This window comes from Mesorhizobium sp. HAY1-8B (assembly GCF_056868045.1).
Genome location: NZ_CP200321.1, coordinates 2,150,116 through 2,169,855 on the forward strand (window position 1 = coordinate 2,150,116; position 19,740 = coordinate 2,169,855).

Here is a 19,740-nt window from a genome sequence, read left to right on the forward strand (position 1 = left end):
GTTGCCGAGTGGGCCATGGCGGTCGGCCGCCCTATTAATTCCGGGAAGACATCAATGAGCGGAAAAAGCATGCGTCTGGAAAACAAGGTTGCCGTCGTCACCGGCGCGGCATCGGGATTTGGCGAAGGCATGGCCAAGCGCTTCGCGCAAGAGGGTGCCAGGGTGGTTGTCGCCGATCTCAATGCCAGGGGCGCGGAGCGCGTCGCCAATGAAATCGGCGAGGCGGCGATCTGGACGCAGACCGACGTTTCGCTGCGCTCCGAATTCGACGAGATGGTCTATGCCGCAAAAAGCGCCTTCGGCCGCATCGACATCATGGTCAACAATGCCGGTTACACCCATCGCAACGGCGACATGCTCAAGGTCGACGAGGAGACTTTCGATCTGATCACCGCTGTCAATATGAAGGCGATCTATCACGCGGCCCTTGCCGTGGTGCCGATCATGGACCGGCAAGGCGGGGGCGTCATCCTGACCACGGCCTCCACCGCGGGCCTGCGGCCGCGGCCCGGCCTCACCTGGTACAATGCTTCGAAAGGCTGGGCGATCACCGCCACCAAATCGATGGCGGTGGAGCTGGCGCCCAAGAACATCCGCGTCAACTGCCTCTGCCCCGTCGCCGGCGAGACCGGCATGCTGGAGAAGTTCATGGGCGCCGACACCCCCGAGATCCGCGAGAAATTCCGTGCCTCGATCCCGCTCGGCCGGCTTTCGACCCCGCTCGATATCGCCAATGCCGCGCTCTGGCTGGCATCGGATGAAGCCGCCTTCATCACCGGCGTGGCGCTGGAGGTCGATGGCGGCCGCTGCATCTGATGCAACGCAAATCGGCGCGTCGCCTGCAGCGTTTCCGGCAGCTCTTCAGCCGATGAGCCTGTATCGATCAGGCCGCGGAAAAATCCGTAACGACCTGAGACGTCGAGCGCGGCGCCATCGGACCGTGCAGGCTCACAAATAGCAAGGCAGCAGGCGTCGCTTTGGGTGGTCGCTTGGCGGTTTAAGCCTCACGCGCCGGGCTTGATGTAGCTCTTGTAGACCCAGCCGTGCTTGCCGTTGTAGACGATCTCGCACCACTGCTTGCAGCCCATCAATTGCACTGAAGTCCGGGCGGGCACGGTGCCGATGGGGGTAGCCCCCTTCTTCGGAGCATTGCGCATGGTCACAGCCCGCAGGACGCGGCCGGTGCCTGCCGCCGCCACTTTTCGCGGCTTCGCTTTGGCCGCGCCATCGTCGCCTTGTGCATTTGCGGGTTTTTGTTCCGGCACTTGCGGCTGCGTCTCGGGGATGGCAGCGGTCTGCGCGTCATCGGGTTTGCTGCCATTCGCAGACGGCCCTGGCGTGGCAACCTTGGCAAGTTCGTTGACGGCATCGGTACTGGTTGACGGCTGCGCGAACGCCACTGCCTTGCCCGCCGCCGGCTCAGCCTGATTGGCCGTTTGATTGGGGGCAGTGGAGTCGGAAGCGGGCTCCGGCTGCGCCTCGGTCCAGCGGGGATCGTTGGCCGCAAGCGCCTGTATGCTTGCCTTCGCTGGCGCCACGGTCGATGAAACCTGGTCGGGCTTGCGGGCAGGCACGACCGCCGCGGCCACCGTGGTTCCTGCGGGGACGATCTTCGTCGTCTTCACCGGAATGGCCGGAATGCTTTGTTCCGGGCTGGCGGCTGCCTGCCGCTCGCTCGTCGGCAATGCCAGCCAGAGCGCCACCGCGGCGACACCAAGCAGCGCGGCGGTGCCGACCGCGGCAATCACCAGATGCGAGTTCGAACGGACTTCCTGCCAGAAGGACGGCCGCATGTCGTATCCAAACTGCATGGCAAAGCGCCGACGTTCCGGCGTACCGAAACTGAAGGGCTCTCTCACTCTCGCCACCTCCATAAGCGGGCCAATGTTCTTTCGATCGGTGCCGGAAGTCCGGCGTCTGATCGGCATCGGTCCCTAATCAACACGGGCAAGCCCGCAGCAATCCCCGAATAATCGCCCAGAAGCGGGAACCTTTCGCCCGCGATTGTGGCATCAGTACGCCATTATAGGGGATTCTGCGCCTTTGCCGGCATTTCCGCAATGTGCCGCTAGGGCAACAAATGTTACAATGAATATTACAATATTACATGAGATCGTGATGGCGATCCGATCCCGCCCGAGGGCGTCGCGCCGAAACGGATTCAGGGACGCGCTTCAGGCCTTCTTTTTGTTGATGTTGATCTCCCAAACCCCGGAGCCAGTTTGGGGGAGATGCACTAGATCCTGTCGCGAAGCGCGAACCAGTTGAGCGCCAGGAAAAGCAGGGGCGTACGGAAACGGCGGCCGCCCGGAAATGGCGGAATTTTCAGGTCCTCGATCAGCTTCAGCCGGTCGCGGTTGCCGGCAACGGTCTCGGCATAGAGTTTGCCGAAGAAGTTCGACAGCATGACGCCATGGCCGGAATAGCCGCCGGCCGAGATCACATTGGGCATCACTTCGCGCACGAACGGTTTCCTCGGCACCGTGATGCCGACATAGCCGCCCCAGCCATGGGTGATCTCGATATCCTTCAATGCCGGATAGAGTTCGACGATCTGACGGCGGATATGGATGTGGATGTCCTTGGGGTCGTTGACCCCATAGACTTCGCGTCCCCCGAACAACAGCCGTCCATCCCTCGACTTGCGGAAATAGCGCACGACAAACCGGGAATCGTCGACCGCTTCGCCGCCGGGCAGCACTTTCAAGTCCGCCCCCAAAGGCACGGTCGCACCGATGAAGGAACCGATCGGCATGATGTGCGCCGCACTCACCGGCTCGAGTGTGCCGCCATGCGCGTTGACCGCGATCAGGCACTTCTGCGCCGTCACGGTGCCTCTTGGCGTCGAAACCCTGACCTTGCCGCCGGTCGAAACGATGCCGGTCGATGGCGTCCCTTCGAACAGCTGCGCGCCCGCCTGCGCCGCCACCCGCGCCGTTCCGATCACCAGCTTCATGGGATGGATATGGCCGGTGCCGGTGTCGCGCGTGCCGCCGAAATAGGCGGTCGAGCCAAGCCGCTCCGCCGTCTCCCTGGCATCCATGAACGAGATGTGCGGGTAGGAGAAACGGCTGGCCATGATCTCCGCATGCGCCTTGTAGTCGTCGACATAGCGAGGCTTGTGCGCCACGGAGAGCTGGCCCGGCATATAATCGATATCGATCTGGTTGGCGGCGGCGAATTCGATGAGATGCGCCTTCGCCTCCTCGGCAAGATCGAACAAAGCTTTGGCACGGGACAAGCCGTACTCCGCTTCCAGGTCTTCGGCCCAGGCGCGCTGGCCGGTGCCGAGCTGCCCGCCATTACGCCCGGAAGCGCCGTCGCCGAAGCGATACGCCTCGATCAGAACGACGTTGGTTCCAGCCTTGGCTAGATGTGTCGCCGCCGACAGCCCGGTAAAGCCGCCGCCGATGACGACCACGTCGCAGGTCCGGTCGCCGTCAAGCGCAGGATACTCCGGCCGCGGGCCAACCGTGTCTTCGTACCAAGACCGGCCAGGGGAAATTGGGGATTGGTAGGGCATGATGAGGCGAAGACTCGGGAGATTTGGAGGGGGTAGAGGAGCGAGTAGCGAATAGGGAAGAGCCGATATTGTTTCTATTCGCTGTTCGCTTCTTCAAACGTTGAGCAGAAGGTACTCCCGCTCCCACGGACTGATCACTTCCATGAACGTCTCGAATTCCGCCCGCTTGATCGCCGCGTAGGTCGCGGCGAAGGATTTGCCCAGCAGCGCGCAGAGTTCCTCGTCGCCCTCGAACAGGTCGACAGCTTCGAGCAGGCTGCGCGGCAGGTCTATCTCGTGCGCATTGGCGGTCGTCAGCACCGGAGGCTCGGCCTTGATCTTCCTGGTGATGCCGATCAGCCCGCAAGCGAGCGAAGCCGCCAGCGCCAGGTAAGGATTGGCATCGGAGGACGGGATGCGGTTTTCGACACGCCGCGCCGCAGGATCCGAACGCGGCACGCGGAACGCCGTGGTGCGGTTGTCATAGCCCCATTTGTTGTTGACTGGAGCCGAGGCCGCCTGTGTCAGCCGACGATAGGAATTGACATAGGGCGCGAACATCACCAACGCGTTCGGCACGTGCTTTTGCATGCCGCCGATGAAATGGAAGAACTCCTGGGTTTCCGAGCCGTCCTCGGCCGAAAAGATGTTCCTGCCTGTCTTCTTGTCGACGATCGACTGATGGATGTGCATGGCCGAACCCGGTTGGCCCTGGATCGGCTTGGCCATGAAGGTCGCATAGATTTCATGCTTGAGCGCGGCTTCGCGAATGGTGCGCTTGAACATGAACACCTGGTCGGCGAGCTCGATCGGGTCGCCATGGCGCAGATTGATCTCGAGCTGGCCCGCGCCCTCTTCATGAATGAGCGTGTCGATCTCCAGGCCCTGGCTTTCGGAGAAATGGTAGATGTCGTCGATCAGTTCGTCGAACTCGTTGACGCCGGCGATCGAATAGCCGGCGCCGCCGCCGATTGCGCGCCCCGAGCGGCCGACGGGCGGGGTGAGCGGGTAGTCCGGGTCCGGATTCTTGCGCACCAGGTAGAATTCGATCTCGGGCGCCACCACCGGCCTCAGCCCAAGCTTGTCGTAGGCTGCAAGCACGCGCTTCAACACATTGCGCGGCGTGAATTCGACCGAGCGGCCATCCTGGTGGACGAGGTCGCAGATGACGGCCGCCGTTGGGTCTTCTTCCCACGGCACCACCGTCAGTGTCGAAAGATCCGGCATCAATTTGAGATCGCCGTCATCCTCGGGATAGTGGAAGCCGTTGCCATCTTCGGGATAGCCGCCGGAAATCGTCGTCATGAAGACGGCCGAAGGCAGCGCCAGCGAGGTGTTGGAGGTGAATTTCTTCGACGGCATCATCTTGCCGCGTGCCACGCCTGCCTGATCAGGCGTGATGCATTCGATATCCTCGATGCCGCGCCATTCCAGCCATTCGCTGACTTCCTTCCAGTTCTTCACACCACGCAGGTTCTTCACGAAGGCAGGCGTGCGAGCCCGTCCTCCGCGGCTCGACGGACGGACTTCCTTTTTTGCAGGCGGCATCATTCACCAGATTGGGTTGCGGATTTCGGAGTATAGCCGTGCCCCACTGTGGAAGGGAAGGGGAGCCGCTGCCGGCATTTGCCGCCGCGGTTGAAAATCGCGCCCGGCTCGGCTTAGGCTCGGCCTGTCCCTGAACTCAAGAGCTCGACGATGCGAACCAGTAGCGAAGTGACCACGATAGGCTTCGACGCCGACGACACGCTTTGGCAGAACGAACAGTTCTTCCGCATGACGGAGAAGCGCTTCGCCGCCATGCTTGCCGACCATGGCGAGGAGAAACAGATCTCGGCTCGGTTGCTCGACGCCGAACGGCGCAACCTTGCCGTCTATGGCTTCGGCATCAAGGGATTTACGCTGTCGATGATCGAGACAGCGATCGAGGTAACCGACGGACGGGTCCCGGCTTCGGTCATAGCGCAGATCCTAGATGCCGGCCGCGAGATGCTGAGCCACCCGATCGAAGTCTTGCCATATGTGCGTGAGACGGTGGAGAAGCTCGCCGGCGCATACCGCCTCGTCATGATCACCAAGGGCGATCTCTTCGACCAGGAGCGCAAGCTGGCTGGCTCCGGCCTCGGCGACCTGTTCGATGCGGTCGAGATCGTCAGCGACAAGAATGCCGCCACCTATGCCCGCCTCTTCAGCCGCCACGGCGACGGTCCGGCAAAGAGCATGATGGTCGGCAATTCGCTGAAGTCGGACGTGGTGCCGGCCATCGAGGCCGGCGGCTGGGGTGTCCATGTGCCGCACGAACTGACCTGGGTGCTCGAGCATGTCGAGGCGCCGGTCGCCGCCCCGCGTTTCCGCCAGATATCCGACCTTGGGCAATTGCCCGAACTGATACAAAACATCACGAAGCGAGATTGATCGCGCTTTGGCTAGCGGCTGATCAGGCGCTCGATCACCGGTTGCAGCCGCTCGGGCGTGATCGGCTTCGCGACCACGACGTCAATCACGCTCGGCAGGCCCAAGCTTTCCGGCGTGCCGTTCTTGGTTGAAAGCAGGATGACGGGAGGAAGCGATTTGCCCGAGCCCCGACGCAACGTTTCGATGCCGGACATCAGATTATCGCAGTCCTTGTTGTCCGCGCCGCCGTCCAGGACAATCACGCTTGGCACAAGTGTTCGCAATGTCTTCACCGCCATGTCAGGCGATTCCGAGATTGGCCGGAGCCCGGATCGCTCGACGATCTTCGACACCACCACACGATTGATCGGCGATTTCCCGACAACAAGCACTTGCGAGGGACTGCGGATCGTTTCGGCGCTTGAACCCTGGGTCACCAGATTCGGATGTTTCGCGGTCTCGCCCTTGCTACTCACTGGGCACCCAAGTCGGCCAAAAAGCTCGCCCCTATTTCAATGCAGAGTTGAAATCTGGGTGACAATTGGCGTGAGATCGCACCCCATGTCAAGTTGAAATAAAGGACCTTGGGAGACGCCTCCTCCAACAATGGAGTCAAGCAATAGTACTGTACTGTCCTGTCCATGGATCGGTTGCATAAAAATAAAATTCACCTGCGCATACGCTGCGCAGGTGAGAGGTCGGTTGCAACGATTGCCGGTCAGCCATGGCTCTGCTGTGTGACGATCACCGGGATCAGCAGATCGCCCCAATTGCCGTCGCCGCCATGGTGCCTGGCCGAGCGCACCAGCTCCACAGAGACGCCCGCCTCGACCGCCTTCATCACCGACTGGTTGAGTCTGTGCAGGTCGTTGGCGAGCATGCGGATCGTCGCCTGCTGGTCGACGCTCATCGTGGTCGATTGCTCTTCCGCCCGTTCCTTGACGCGGCTTATCGATGCCATTGGTCTTCTCCTGTTTCTGAAGCCCTGCTGGGCGTTTCCTCGGTGTTTTCTGAGCCGCTATTCGGCGGCCGGCTTGAATTGTGCGTGCTCGGTGGATTCATGCATGGCGGTGGTCGATGACTTGCCGCCGGTGATCGCCATCGACACGGCGTCGAAATAGCCGGTGCCGACCTCACGCTGGTGCTTCGTGGCGGTGTAGCCATTGGCCTCCGCGGCGAACTCGGCTTCCTGCAACTCGGAATAGGCCGCCATCTGCCGCGCCTTGTAGCCACGCGCCAGCTCGAACATGCCGTAGTTGAGCTGGTGGAAGCCAGCCAGCGTGATGAACTGGAACTTGTAGCCCATGGCGCCGAGTTCCTTCTGGAACTTCGCGATCGTCGCGTCGTCGAGATTCTTCTTCCAGTTGAACGAGGGCGAGCAATTGTAGGCGAGCAGCTTGCCCGGATGGTGCCTGCGCACGCCCTCGGCGAATTTCTTGGCCTGCGCCAGGTCCGGCTTGGAGGTTTCGCACCAGATCAGGTCCGCGTAGGGCGCATAAGCGACGGCCCGCGCGATACAGGGTTCGATGCCGTTCCTGACCTGGTAGAAGCCTTCCACCGTGCGCCCGGCATCGTAGTCGACGAAGGGTTGGTCACGCTCGTCGATGTCGGATGTCAGAAGCTTGGCGGCTTCCGCGTCGGTGCGCGCCACGACGAGAGTTGGCGTGCCCATCACGTCGGCCGCGAGCCGCGCGGCGTTGAGGTTGCGGATATGCGCGGCGGTCGGGATCAGCACCTTGCCGCCGAGATGGCCGCACTTTTTTTCCGACGCCAGCTGGTCCTCGTAATGGACGCCGGCGGCACCCGCCTCGATGAACGCCTTCATGATCTCGAAGGCGTTGAGCGGTCCGCCGAAGCCGGCTTCCGCGTCGGCGACGATCGGCGCGAACCAGGTCTCGACCGAAAGCCCGTTGCCCTCGGAGGTCTCGATCTGGTCGGCGCGCTGCAGCGTACGGTTGATGCGCTTGACCAGTTCCGGCGCGGCATTGGCCGGATAAAGCGACTGGTCGGGATACATCGCCGAGGCGGTGTTGGCGTCTGCCGCGACCTGCCAGCCCGACAAATAGATCGCCTTCAGTCCGGCGCGCACCTGCTGCATCGCCTGGTTGCCGGACATGGCGCCGAGCGCGTTGACGAAATCCTCCTCGTGGATCAGCTTCCACAGCCGGTTGGCACCCATTTCGGCCAGGCTCTGGCGGATCTGCACCGAACCGCGCAGCCGCTTCACATCCTCCGGCGAATAGGGGCGTTCAATGCCGTCGAAGCGACCTTCCGGCGCCGAGGGAACGAGGTTGTAAAAATCAGTCATGGGTCACTCCGAAGAATTGCTGTACTTGTCCGCGCACCACTTTTTTGGCGAGCTGCGATGTGACTGAATTTACATTGCAGCGCAAAATCAGCTAGAAAAATCAGCAGTTACGGCAGAAGATAAGGGAAAACCTGTGTTGTGTTTGACAGGCAGTCGCTGTAAATTTGTCATGATTGTAAAACTGGCGAGCGATGGAATGCGGTGTAAATTCCTGTCAAGGACAGTCGATGGCTGACCAGAAGATTTTCGCGGGGCCGCGCATTCGCCGCATCCGCAACGCCAAGGGCCTCACCCAGACGGCTATGGCCGAGGGGCTCGGCATCTCGCCGTCCTATCTCAACCTTATCGAGCGCAACCAGCGGCCGCTGACGGTGCAGTTGATCCTCAAGCTGGCCTCCGTCTACAAGGTCGACCCGCATGAGCTGCAGGGCGAGGCAAGAGGGTCGGTCGCGGCCTTGAAGGAGGTGTTCACCGACCCGCTGCTGGTCGGCGAATTGCCGGGAGATCAAGAGCTGATCGAACTTGCCGAGGCGGCGCCAAATGCGTCGGCCGCGGTGATAAAACTGTTCCGCGCCTATCGCGAGCAGGCCGAGCGGCTGTCCGACCTCAACGAGCTTCTGGCGCGCGAGGGGCGGGCGACGGCGCTTTCGGGCGCCCGCCTGCCGATCGACGAGGTGCACGAGACCTTCGAGCGGCGGCCGAACCATTTTACTGCACTCGAGGAGGAGGCGGAGGCGTTCACCGCGGTGCTCGATCCCGGTGATGACCTGTTCGGTGCCCTGAAGGCCTGGCTGAAGCGAGAATACGGCATCGTCGTCAAGGTGCTGCCGGTCGCCACCATGCCGAACTGGCGCCGCCGCTACGATCGCCATTCGCAGCGCCTGTTCCTGTCGGAGCGGCTGTCGCCGTTCGACCAGTTGCGCGAAGTGGCGATGGAGGCCTGCCTGATCCGCATGACGGTCGCGGTCGCCGGTCAAATCCAGGCGCTCAAGCTGAGCACCGATGAAGCCCGTCGCCTTGCCCGCTTCGAACTCGGCCGCTATGCCGCGCATGCGCTGATGATGCCCTATCAGGCCTTTCATGCGGCCGCCGTCCGCGCGCGCTACGACATCGACGTCCTTCGCTCGCGCTTCGGCGTCTCCTTCGAGCAGGCGGCGAACCGGCTGACGATGCTGCAGCGGCAGGGCGCACTCGGCGTGCCGTTCTTCATGCTGGAGGTCGACAATGCGGGCAACCGCTTCCGCAGGGCCGGCAGCCAGGGCTTTCCGCACAGCCGCTTCGGCGGCGGCTGTCCGAAGCTGCCCGTGCACGTCGCCTTCACCCAGCCCGGCCAGGTTTTCGTCGAAGCTGTGGAAATGCCCGATGGCGCCGAGTTCCTGTGCCTCGCCCGCACGCTGGAGGGGCCGCAGGGCGCATTCTCGGAGCGTCCGCGGCGCACTGCGCTGCTGCTCGGTTGCGACATCGGCTTTCGCGACGACATCGTCTATGGCGCGGCGCTGCCCGGCGCGGCCGCCGCCGGAAAGTCGGGAACAGGCGCCGTCGTGGCGACACCGGTCGGACCCGCCTGCCGGCTTTGCGAGCGCGTCGGCTGCCTGGCGCGTGCCGAACCGCCGGTGACACGCCCGCTCGGCCTCGACGAGATGGTGACGGGCCTGAGCGCCTTCGACTTCCAGTAACGCGGCAGCAAGGTGCCACAATCGTCGCCTGTGTCTGGATCACCCGCGGCTGAAGTCTTTGCGTTACGCGAACAGGGCAGTTCTTTGTCGTCCCTTGCGCATCGTCCCGTCCACAAAAGCTCGACAGTCGCGCCCATGACAGACGCAGCATCATCACCGGCCCCTGTCGCTTCGACCTCCTCGCCGCGCGAGGAACGCGTCGGCATGCTTCTGGTTTTCCTCTCGGCGCTGATGTGGAGTTTCGGCGGCACCATCGCCCGCTTCATCACCGTCGGTGACAGCTGGACGGTTATCTTCTGGCGCTCGGTTTGGGCCGCCGCCTTCCTGCTCTCCTTCATGGCCTGGCGTGACGGCTGGCGCGGCATGCTGAGATCGTTTCGCGACATGGGCCTGCCTGGCCTTGCCGTCGGCTTCTGCTTCGCCATCGCATCGACCTCCTTCGTCGTGGCGCTAGCCTACACCACTGTCGCCAACATCCTTTTGATGCAGGCCGGCGTGCCGCTTCTGGCGGCGCTGTTTGCCTGGGCGCTGTTTCGCGAACGGGTTGGTGTCGTGACCTGGGTGGCGATTGCCGCCGTCATCGCCGGCGTCGCCATCATGGTGTCGGAATTGATCAATGGCGCCGTCTCGCCCATAGGCGACGGGCTGGCGCTGCTGATCGCGTTCATGTTCTCGATCGCCACCGTCATCACAAGGCGGTACGCCAGCGTCAGGATGACGCCGGCGACCTGTCTCGGCACGATCCTGGCCGCGGGCCTTGCCGCCTCGCAGGCGTCGACCTTCACGGTCTCGGCCGGCGACATGGGCTTTCTCTTCGCGTTCGGCGTGGTCAATCTCGGCATTGGTCTTGCCTTCTTCGCCACCGGCGCGAGGCTGATCCCGGCTGCCATCGCGGCATTGCTTGGCACTTTCGAGCCGATCCTTGGGCCGATATGGGTCTGGCTCATCCATTCCGAAGTGCCGTCCGGACGCACCATCATCGGCGGCACGGTGGTGGTCACGGCGCTGCTTGTCCATATCGGTCTCGAGTTCAAACGCCAGGCACGGCCGCAGCGAGCAGGTGTCACCGGGGTGCCGTCGCCGAATTGATACTGGCGCCGATGCTTTGCCATTGACAACCTCGCCGCCGCCCGGGCAGGCTGGGAGCACGGCAACAACAAGACAGGCGTATCTTGCCAAGTCTCCCCGGCGGCCCGATCGAGACCGGACCATATTTCTGTATTTCTGTCCGCGCGGCGGCGAAAGCTTCTGACGGCACCGCGATTCCTTCCAGTCCGGGTCAATTGCGTGGTCGCGACTGGCGCGCCAATCGCCGCTTGTTGTCCCCTGGAAAGCTCAATAGTCTGAAGCAAATGCCCGGGCGCGCGTCGCGACGAGCCGGCGATGGAACACTCACCAAAGGAGAATAGCATGATCCGCAAAGCGCTCTGGCTTTCGGCGACCTCGGTATTTCTGACATTGTTCACGCCCGCCGGGCATGCCGAGGATCGCGTCGTCAATGTCTTCAACTGGTCGGATTATATCGACAGTTCGATCATCGACGATTTCACCAAGAAGACCGGCATCAAGGTCGTCTACGACACGTTCGATTCCAACGAGATCCTGGAAACCAAACTGCTCGCCGGCGGCAGCGGCTATGACGTCGTCGTGCCGAGCGGCAACTTCCTCGCCCGCCAGATTCAGGCCGGTGTGTTCCAGAAGCTCGACAAGTCGAAACTGCCGAACCTCTCCAACATGTGGGACACGGTTTCCGAGCGGACCGCCAAATATGATCCCGGCAACGAATACTCGGTCAACTACATGTGGGGCACGGTCGGCATCGGCTATAACACGAAGAAAGTGCAGGCGGCACTGGGCACCGACAAGATTGACAGCTGGGACGTGTTCTTCAATCCGGATAGTCTTGCCAAGTTGAAGGACTGCGGCGTCTACGTGCTGGACTCGCCGGCCGACATCATACCGGCGGCGTTGAAATATCTCGGCCTCGACCCGAACAGCACTTCGCCCGACGATATCGCCAAGGCCGAGGAAGCTTTGCTCAAGGTTCGTCCCTACATCAGGAAGTTCCATTCGTCCGAGTACATTAACGCGCTCGCCAACGGCGACATCTGCCTCGCGGTCGGCTGGTCGGGTGACGTGTTCCAGGCCCGCAACCGCGCGGTCGAGGCCAAGCAAGGCGTTGAAATCGGCTATTCGGTGCCGAAGGAAGGCGCGCAGATGTGGTTCGACCAGATGGCGATCCCGGCCGATGCGCCGCATGTCGCCGAGGCACTTGAATTCATCAACTACATGATGACGCCCGAAGTGATCGCCAAATCGTCGAACTACGTGCTCTATGCCAACGGCAACAAGGCATCGCAGCAATTTGTCGACAAGGCGCTGCTGGAGGATCCGGCTGTCTATCCGGACGACGCGACCTTGCAGAAGCTCTACACGGTCTCCCCTTACGATCCCAAGACCCAGCGTATCATCACGCGCAGCTGGACCAAGATCGTCACCGGCCAATAGCATCTGAAGCGACCCCCGGCAGACAACTGCCGGGGTCGCGTATTTTGGGGCACGAAGCAAGAAACAGCACGGAGTGGGGATATGAAATCGCTTGGCAGCATCCGTAGGGATTTCGCGCCATGGAACGACCCGAACGCCAAGCCATACATCCAGTTCGACAACGTCACCAAGAAGTTCGGTGACTTCATCGCCGTCAACAATCTGTCGCTGACGATCTTCGAGCGCGAATTCTTCGCCCTGCTCGGCGCCTCCGGTTGCGGAAAGTCGACGCTGCTCAGGATGCTTGCCGGCTTCGAGGAACCGACGGCCGGCCGCATCCTGCTCGACGGCCAGGACCTGCGCGGCATTCCGCCCTATCGCCGGCCGGTCAACATGATGTTCCAGTCCTATGCCCTTTTCCCGCATATGACGGTGGAGAACAACATCGCCTTCGGCCTCAAGCAGGAAGGCATGCCCAAGCCCGACATCGAAAAGCGCGTCGCCGAGATGCTGAAGCTGGTCAAGCTCGAGCAGTTCGCCAAGCGTAAGCCGCACCAGCTTTCCGGTGGCCAGCGCCAGCGCGTCGCGCTCGCCCGCTCGGTCGCCAAGCGGCCGAAGGTGCTGCTGCTCGACGAGCCGCTGGGGGCGCTCGACAAGAAGCTGCGCGAGGAGACCCAGTTCGAACTGATGGATTTGCAGCAGGAACTTGGGCTGACCTTCGTCGTCGTCACCCACGACCAGGAAGAAGCGATGACCATGGCCGATCGCATCGCCATCATGGACAAGGGCGAGGTCATGCAGGTGGCGACGCCGGCGGAAGTCTATGAAGCCCCGGCCTCGCGCTTCGTCGCGCATTTCGTCGGCAACGTGAACATGTTCGAGGGCAAGGTCGCCGAGCGGTCGGCCAACACCACCCGCATCACTGGCGCGACAGGTGCCCAGATCGTCGTTGAAAACAGCGCCGATACCGCGGCCGGTTCCGACATCGTTTTCGCCATCAGGCCGGAGAAGATCAAGGTGTCGTCGAAGAAGCCCGCGGACGCTGTCAATGCGCTGGAAGGCGAGGTCTACGACGTCGCCTATCTCGGCGACATGACCGTCTACCACATCAGGCTGGATGACGGGCAGATCATCAGGGCAAGCGCGCTCAATGCGGCGCGGGTGACCGACGATCCGCTGACCTGGAACGACCGCGCCTGGGTGTCCTTCCGGCCCGACGCCGGCGTCGTGCTGGCGCGGTAGGGGGCTGATATGTCCAACATCGCTGTCACCGATGCCGCCGGGCCATCGACTGTCGCCAAGCCGTTCCTGACGCGGCTGGGTGCCGGCTTTGTCAACCGGCTCGTCATCATCGTCCCTTACCTCTGGCTGCTGTTCTTCTTCCTCATCCCGTTCATCATCGTCTTCAAGATCTCCCTGTCGCAGACGGCAATCGCCATGCCGCCCTACACGCCGGTGCTCGATTTCAGCGATGGCGTCTCCGGCTTCTTCGCCGGGTTCCGCGACCTCAATTTCGACAACTATGTCTGGCTGACGCAGGACGCGCTCTATTTCAAGGCCTATGTGACGAGCGTCATCATTGCCGCCATCTCGACCGTGCTGACACTGATCGTGGGCTATCCGATCGCCTATGGCATGTCACGTGCGCCGGCCACCATCCGTCCGACCTTGCTGATGCTGGTCATCCTGCCGTTCTGGACCTCGTTCCTGATCCGCGTCTATGCCTGGATCGGCATTCTCAAGCCCGAGGGCCTGCTCAACCAACTGTTGCTTGCCACCGGCATCATCAGTCAGCCGCTGATCATCCTCAACACCTACACGGCGATCTTTATCGGCATCGTCTATTCCTATCTGCCGTTCATGGTGCTGCCGCTCTATTCGTCGCTGGAGAAGATGGACTATTCGCTGATCGAGGCCGCCAAGGATCTCGGCTGCCCGCCGACATCAGCTTTCTGGAAGATCACCTTCCCGCTGTCGCTGCCCGGCGTCATTGCCGGCTGCCTGCTGGTGTTCATCCCGGCTGTCGGCGAGTTCGTCATCCCCGATCTGCTCGGCGGATCACAGACGCTGATGATCGGCAAGACGCTCTGGAATGAGTTCTTCGCCAATCGTGACTGGCCGGTGTCGTCTGCCGTGGCCGTCATCCTGCTGTTGTTGCTGACCGTGCCGATCATGCTTTTCCAGCAGGCACAGGCACGTGCCCAGGAGCAGGGCAAATGAACGCCACCTGGAGCCGCTTCAACGTTACCTCGATCGTGCTTGGCTTCGCCTTCCTGTACCTGCCGATCGTGCTGCTCATCGTCTTCTCCTTCAACGAATCCAAGCTCGTCACCGTCTGGGGGGCTTCTCGACCAAATGGTACGTGTCGCTGTTCCACAATCAGGGCCTGATGGACGCCACCTGGGTCACGGCGCGTGTCGGCGTCATTTCGGCGACGGTGGCGACCGTGCTCGGCACGCTGGCGGCGCTCACCCTGACGCGCTACACCCGCTTCCGGGGCAGGGTGCTGTTTTCCGGCATGGTCTTCGCGCCGCTGGTCATGCCGGAGGTCATCACCGGCCTGTCACTGCTGCTGCTCTTCGTTGCAGTCGGCCTCGACCGCGGCTTCTTCACGGTAACGCTCGCCCACATCACGCTCACAATGTGCTTCGTGGCCGTCGTGGTGCAATCGCGCCTGGTCTCCTTCGATCGTTCGCTGGAGGAGGCGGCAATGGATCTCGGCGCAACGCCGGCGAAGACCTTCTTCCAGATCACGCTGCCGGTCATCCTGCCGGCGATCGTGTCCGGCTGGATGCTGGCTTTCACGCTGTCGCTCGACGATCTTGTGATCGCCAGCTTCACCCTGGCCCGGGCGCCACGACGCTGCCGATGAAGATCTACAGCCAGGTCCGCCTCGGCGTGACACCGGAGATCAATGCCGCCTGCACCATCCTGATCGCCGTCGTCGCGGTCGGTGTCATCGTCGCCTCGATCGCCAACAAGCGGCGGGAGGTGCAGCGTCAGCTCGACGAACAGGCGGCGCAGCGCGGGTGAGCATCTCGAAAGCGCGCCCTCGGGTCTGGCCTCGAGGGTGAAAGCCGGTTTTCGGACGAGACGATGTTCAACTGAAGGAAAACGCGCTTCTATTCACCCGAAACGCCGCGGCTAATCGGGGAAATGAACGGCGTGCTCCAGGTTCCGCCGACGAAGAAGGACGACTGGTTGGGCCCCTGCTGGCCGTTCTTCTGGGCCGCCGCCTGGTCAGGCTGGATGACGCCGCCCGACAGTGCCAGCCCACGTCCCGCATAGGAGGCGATGCCGGAAAGCCAGATCTTGTATTTCGCCGAATTGGCCTCGGCCTTGTCCAGCCTCGCCACGCCGCGTGAAATGGTCGCCTTCACTTCAGCGCCGTCGATCGGCAGTGTCCCGTCCGAGACATCGTCGAGCGCGAAGAAGCCGCCCTGTTCTGTATGCTTGAGAAAAGCCGCCAGGTTGAACTTGCTGAGCGCGCCGGGTCCGAAGGTCGCCGTGACCGAGCCGTCGGCGTTCTCAAAGATCGAATCCCAGGTCCTGCCCGGTCCCTTGAGGATGACCGATACGGTGCCCGTGCCGACCGGCACCAGCCGGGTCATCCCGGCCGCCGTACCGAATGCCCCGCCATCGACATCGGAAGCAAGCAGCCGGATCTCGACCTGGGTGCCCTCGGGCTTGCGGTCGAAACGAAGGCTGGTCTGGATGTTGCCCCCAAAGGCCGACGCGTCGGAGATATCGAAGACGGAAAGACCGTCCTTGACCTGGGCGGTGGCGGCGACGTCGGCGAGCTGGATAGTGCCAGCCGTGGCATGTGCCGCCGACAATCTGAGATCGAGATTGATCCGATCGGCGAAGCTTGTGTCGACATCACCCGGTCCAGCCCCACTCGCCGGCCCCAGCGGCGTGAAGGCGGACAGGAACGATCTGAGGTCGAGCGTATCGAAGGCGAGCGTGCCCGAGATCACCGGCTGGGCGTCGCCAAGCGACAAGTCCAGCGCGCCCATACCCGGATTGTTGTCCAGCGCCAGCGCGGTGTTCTCGAATTTGACGCGTCCGGCCGACGCCGTGACCTTGCTGGAAATGCTGACGGAACCGATCGCCGCGCTCGGTGCGATGCCGGCCTGCGACCATTCCAGCACCCGGCGCAGCGAGGGGGCCGCGAACTTCACCTGGCCGTCGAAATAGGCGTTCTGGGACATGTTGGCGGTGCCGTCGAAGGAGAAGGTGGCGGGCGCTGCCTTGAAGGACAGGGTGAGCGGCGCCATGCCGCCGGCAAACAGCACCAGCGGCTTCGGCGAGGCCGCGTCCAAGGCGACGCTTTCGCCACGCCAGATACCGGTTGCCGACAGTGTCGCATTGCTGTTCATCGCTGCCCAGGTCGCCTGGCCGCTAAGGCTGCTGAGGATCTCCACGTCCTTGCCGTTCACGGAAGCCACCATGCGGCCGTCCCTGAACTCGACCGTGCCGAAGGCGTCGGTCGGCAGCTTGTCGAGGTCGGGCTTGGCGGGATCGGCATTGACCACGCCGCGCGCCGTGTCGATGGAGCGCGCGATGCGACCGCCCGTCGGTGCGGTCGGCAGGAACAGGCCATCGGCCGTGCGCTGGACCCGGATCGTCGGACGCACCAGGCGCGCCGTGGAAAACGCCACGTCGCCTTGCAATGCCGCCATGGCCGAGAGGTCGATTTCCACCCGTTCGGCTTCGACGACCGGCGGTGCATCGGTGTCCGTCCACTTGGACAGCGTCACATCGGTCAGGATTGCCCGGAATTTCGGCCAGACCTCGATGCGCGGCGAGCCTTCGATGGCGACCCGGAAGCCGCTCCAGGCACTCATTTCCCAGGCGATACGGTCGCGCACGATGCGCGTCGAGGCGATCAGCGGCAGCGCGGCGACCACCAGAGCAATGACGATCACGGCAGCGCCGATCGCCCATACTCCGCGGCGGATCAAGGATGATGGCATTTCGCCCTATATGCTTCCGTTCCGATTAATCGCCCGACGGGTGTAACCCCAGTCGTCACTACGACTTAGGACTGAGGCATTTCAAGTCTTTATGGCCCGGCGATGGCATTTGCGCACACCTGGTCGCTTCGGCCCAACAAAATCTTGCTCTGCTGCGCTGCGATATGCATAAGCGATGACGACCGTGGGAGGATCGATCATGGCTGCCGAAGTACCGCTCTGGACCCCGACGCAAGACAGGATCGATGCTTTGCCCTTGACGGCTTTCCTGAAGGCCGCGGAGGCGAAAGCGGGCGCCACATTCTCTTCCTATACCGACCTTCACCGCTGGTCGATTGAGGATCGCGAGGCGTTCTGGAGCCTGATGTGGGACTTTTCCGGCATCGTCGGGGACAAATGGACCAATGGGGGCGAGCGCGTGCTGGCCGATGGCGACAAAATGCCGGGTGCCTCGTTCTTCCCCGACGCGACGCTGAATTTCGCCGAGAACCTGCTGAAGAAGACCGGCGCCGGCGAGGCGATTGTCTTTCGCGGCGAGGACAAGGTCGAGCGGCGGCTGTCCTGGAATGAGCTGCATGGCCTGGTCTCGCGTCTGCAGCAGCTCTTCCTGTCGCTCAAGGTGAAGAAGGGTGACCGCATTGCCGCGATGATGCCCAACATGCCGGAAACCGTCGCGGCGATGCTGGCGGCGGCCTCGATCGGCGCGGTGTGGTCATCCTGCTCCCCCGATTTCGGCGAGCAGGGCGTGCTCGACCGCTTCGGCCAGATCGAGCCTGTCATCTTCATTGCGCCCGACGGCTATTGGTACAATGGCAAGGCGATCGAGGTCGCCGACAAGGTCGCGGCGATCGCGGCCAAGCTCGGCAGTGTCCGCAAGGTTCTGCTCGTCGATTATCTCGGCACCTCGGTCGACGTGGCCGCGATCATCGACAAGGCCGTGGCGATGGAGGAGGCGCTGGCGCCCTTTGCCGTCAAGCCCGTCACCTTCGAGCGGCTGGCGTTTTCGCATCCGCTCTACATCCTGTTTTCATCCGGAACCACGGGCATTCCCAAATGCATCGTCCATTCGGCCGGCGGCACGCTGATCCAGCATGTCAAGGAGCACCGACTGCATGCCGGGCTCGTCGACGGCGATCGCTTCTTCTATTTCACCACCTGCGGCTGGATGATGTGGAACTGGCTGGTGTCGGGCCTCGCCTCCGGTGCGACGCTGCTGCTCTATGACGGTTCGCCCTTCTACCCCAACGGCAATGTCCTGTTCGACTTCGCCGATGCCGAGAAGATGACCTTCTTCGGCACCTCGGCGAAGTTTATCGATTCCGTGCGCAAGGCCGGTCTCAAGCCGATCGGCAGCCACGATCTGTCGACCGTGCGGGCGATATCCTCCACCGGTTCGCCGCTGTCGCCCGAGGATTTCCGCTTCGTCTACGAGGGCATCAAGAAGGACGTGCATCTGGCTTCGGTTTCCGGCGGCACCGACATCGTCTCGTGTTTCGTGCTCGGCGTACCGACCGAACCGGTGTGGACCGGCGAGATCCAGGGCCCTGGCCTTGGCCTTGCGGTCGATGTCTGGGATGACGACGGCAAGCCGATCCGGCGGGAGAAGGGCGAGTTGGTCTGTACCAAGGCCTTTCCGTCCATGCCGATCGGTTTCTGGAACGACCCCGACGGCAAGAAATACCAGGCGGCCTATTTCGAGCGTTTCGATAATGTCTGGTGCCATGGCGATTTCGCCGAATGGACTGAGCATGGCGGCATGATCATCCACGGCCGCTCCGACGCCACGCTCAACCCGGGCGGCGTGCGCATCGGCACGGCGGAGATCTACAACCAGGTCGAACAGATGCCGGAAATCCTGGAAGCGCTGTGCATCGGACAGGATTTCGACAATGACGTGCGCGTCGTGCTGTTCGTGCGGCTGGCCGCGGGCGTCCATCTGGACGAGGATCTGGAAAAACGCATTCGTGCCAAGATCCGCGGCGGCGCCAGCCCCCGCCATGTCCCGGCCAGGATCGTCGCCGTGTCGGACATTCCCCGCACCAAGTCGGGCAAGATCACCGAACTCGCCGTGCGCGACATCGTGCATGGGCGCGCCATCAAGAACAAGGAAGCACTTGCCAACCCGGAGGCGCTGGAGCTCTTCCGCAACCTGCCGCAGCTTGCCGAATGACCCGCCCGTCATGGTTAACGGATTATGTCTCGGGAATTTACCTAGATTTCACGAGTGGTACACATTCGTAAATTTTTTGGCGGCCCGGTAAGGACTTGTTAAGGCCCGACCTCGATAGTCGCATGTAACTTGAGGGAGAAATCCCGTTCCTCAGCCCCCGGAGGATCTGAATTCGCTCAAGCCCCCGTTGTGACAGCAATCCCATCTCTTAAGGCGTCCTTTGGGCG

The 19,740-nt window shown here is 62.6% G+C and carries 15 protein-coding genes and 1 pseudogene; 9 read left to right on the top strand and 7 right to left on the bottom strand.

Annotated elements, in window-relative coordinates:
- Window positions 1-69 precede the first annotated feature (69 nt).
- Window positions 70-816 carry an SDR family oxidoreductase gene (locus tag AC1VON_RS10375; protein WP_483126301.1) on the top strand — a complete coding sequence of 249 codons (747 nt, stop codon included), beginning with the start codon at window positions 70-72 and terminating at the stop codon, window positions 814-816.
- A gap of 188 nt (window positions 817-1,004) precedes the next feature.
- Here AC1VON_RS10375 and AC1VON_RS10380 read toward each other — a convergent pair whose 3' ends face one another.
- From AC1VON_RS10380 to AC1VON_RS10390, 3 genes are all read right to left on the bottom strand, one after another.
- The gene (locus tag AC1VON_RS10380; RefSeq protein WP_483121954.1) at window positions 1,005-1,859 is read right to left on the bottom strand and encodes an SH3 domain-containing protein; all 855 of its coding nucleotides are present in this window, start codon (window positions 1,857-1,859) and stop codon (window positions 1,005-1,007) included.
- Window positions 1,860-2,236: 377 nt separating this feature from the next.
- Window positions 2,237-3,523 carry an NAD(P)/FAD-dependent oxidoreductase gene (locus AC1VON_RS10385; RefSeq protein ID WP_172352205.1) on the bottom strand — a complete coding sequence of 429 codons (1,287 nt, stop codon included), beginning with the start codon at window positions 3,521-3,523 and terminating at the stop codon, window positions 2,237-2,239.
- Between the two features lie 93 nt (window positions 3,524-3,616).
- Window positions 3,617-5,053, bottom strand: a complete 1,437-nt coding sequence (locus AC1VON_RS10390; RefSeq protein WP_172352204.1) for a glutamine synthetase family protein — start codon at window positions 5,051-5,053, stop codon at window positions 3,617-3,619.
- Between the two features lie 147 nt (window positions 5,054-5,200).
- On the opposite strand from AC1VON_RS10390, the gene AC1VON_RS10395 reads away from it, so the two are divergent.
- Complete coding sequence (locus tag AC1VON_RS10395) at window positions 5,201-5,917, top strand: HAD family hydrolase (protein WP_172352203.1); 717 nt, start codon at window positions 5,201-5,203, stop codon at window positions 5,915-5,917.
- An 11-nt stretch (window positions 5,918-5,928) separates the two neighbouring features.
- On the opposite strand, the gene AC1VON_RS10400 is transcribed toward AC1VON_RS10395, so the two are convergent.
- The 3 genes from AC1VON_RS10400 to aceA all read right to left on the bottom strand — a co-directional run bounded on the left by AC1VON_RS10400 (window position 5,929) and on the right by aceA (window position 8,204).
- The gene (locus AC1VON_RS10400; RefSeq protein WP_172352202.1) at window positions 5,929-6,372 is read right to left on the bottom strand and encodes a response regulator; all 444 of its coding nucleotides are present in this window, start codon (window positions 6,370-6,372) and stop codon (window positions 5,929-5,931) included.
- A 242-nt stretch (window positions 6,373-6,614) separates the two neighbouring features.
- Window positions 6,615-6,857, bottom strand: coding sequence for an SMc00767 family acetate metabolism repressor (locus tag AC1VON_RS10405; RefSeq protein ID WP_006202762.1), 243 nt, complete (start codon window positions 6,855-6,857; stop codon window positions 6,615-6,617).
- A 57-nt stretch (window positions 6,858-6,914) separates the two neighbouring features.
- Window positions 6,915-8,204, bottom strand: a complete 1,290-nt coding sequence (gene aceA, locus AC1VON_RS10410; protein WP_172352201.1) for an isocitrate lyase — start codon at window positions 8,202-8,204, stop codon at window positions 6,915-6,917.
- Between the two features lie 227 nt (window positions 8,205-8,431).
- Here aceA and AC1VON_RS10415 point away from each other — a divergent pair, with 227 nt between their 5' ends.
- The 6 genes and pseudogenes from AC1VON_RS10415 (at window position 8,432) to AC1VON_RS10440 (ending at window position 15,400) form a co-directional block, all read left to right on the top strand.
- Window positions 8,432-9,880 carry a helix-turn-helix domain-containing protein gene (locus tag AC1VON_RS10415; protein WP_172352200.1) on the top strand — a complete coding sequence of 483 codons (1,449 nt, stop codon included), beginning with the start codon at window positions 8,432-8,434 and terminating at the stop codon, window positions 9,878-9,880.
- A 135-nt stretch (window positions 9,881-10,015) separates the two neighbouring features.
- On the top strand, window positions 10,016-10,969 hold the full coding sequence (locus tag AC1VON_RS10420) for a DMT family transporter (RefSeq protein WP_483121959.1): 954 nt from the start codon (window positions 10,016-10,018) through the stop codon (window positions 10,967-10,969).
- Window positions 10,970-11,290: 321 nt separating this feature from the next.
- The gene (locus AC1VON_RS10425; protein ID WP_172352198.1) at window positions 11,291-12,388 is read left to right on the top strand and encodes a polyamine ABC transporter substrate-binding protein; all 1,098 of its coding nucleotides are present in this window, start codon (window positions 11,291-11,293) and stop codon (window positions 12,386-12,388) included.
- Window positions 12,389-12,469: 81 nt separating this feature from the next.
- Window positions 12,470-13,609, top strand: a complete 1,140-nt coding sequence (locus AC1VON_RS10430; RefSeq protein ID WP_172352197.1) for an ABC transporter ATP-binding protein — start codon at window positions 12,470-12,472, stop codon at window positions 13,607-13,609.
- Window positions 13,610-13,618: 9 nt separating this feature from the next.
- Complete coding sequence (locus AC1VON_RS10435) at window positions 13,619-14,587, top strand: ABC transporter permease subunit (RefSeq protein ID WP_483121961.1); 969 nt, start codon at window positions 13,619-13,621, stop codon at window positions 14,585-14,587.
- Window positions 14,584-15,400: pseudogene (locus AC1VON_RS10440) on the top strand (ABC transporter permease). The gene AC1VON_RS10435 and the pseudogene AC1VON_RS10440 overlap by 4 nt, the downstream one beginning before the upstream one ends.
- A gap of 89 nt (window positions 15,401-15,489) precedes the next feature.
- Here the strand turns inward: AC1VON_RS10440 and AC1VON_RS10445 are convergent.
- Entirely contained in the window at window positions 15,490-17,343 is a 1,854-nt protein-coding gene (locus tag AC1VON_RS10445) for an AsmA family protein (RefSeq protein ID WP_483121963.1), read from the bottom strand.
- Between the two features lie 199 nt (window positions 17,344-17,542).
- Here AC1VON_RS10445 and AC1VON_RS10450 point away from each other — a divergent pair, with 199 nt between their 5' ends.
- Complete coding sequence (locus AC1VON_RS10450; RefSeq protein ID WP_483121965.1) at window positions 17,543-19,513, top strand: acetoacetate--CoA ligase; 1,971 nt, start codon at window positions 17,543-17,545, stop codon at window positions 19,511-19,513.
- The last annotated feature ends 227 nt before the right edge of the window (window positions 19,514-19,740 follow it).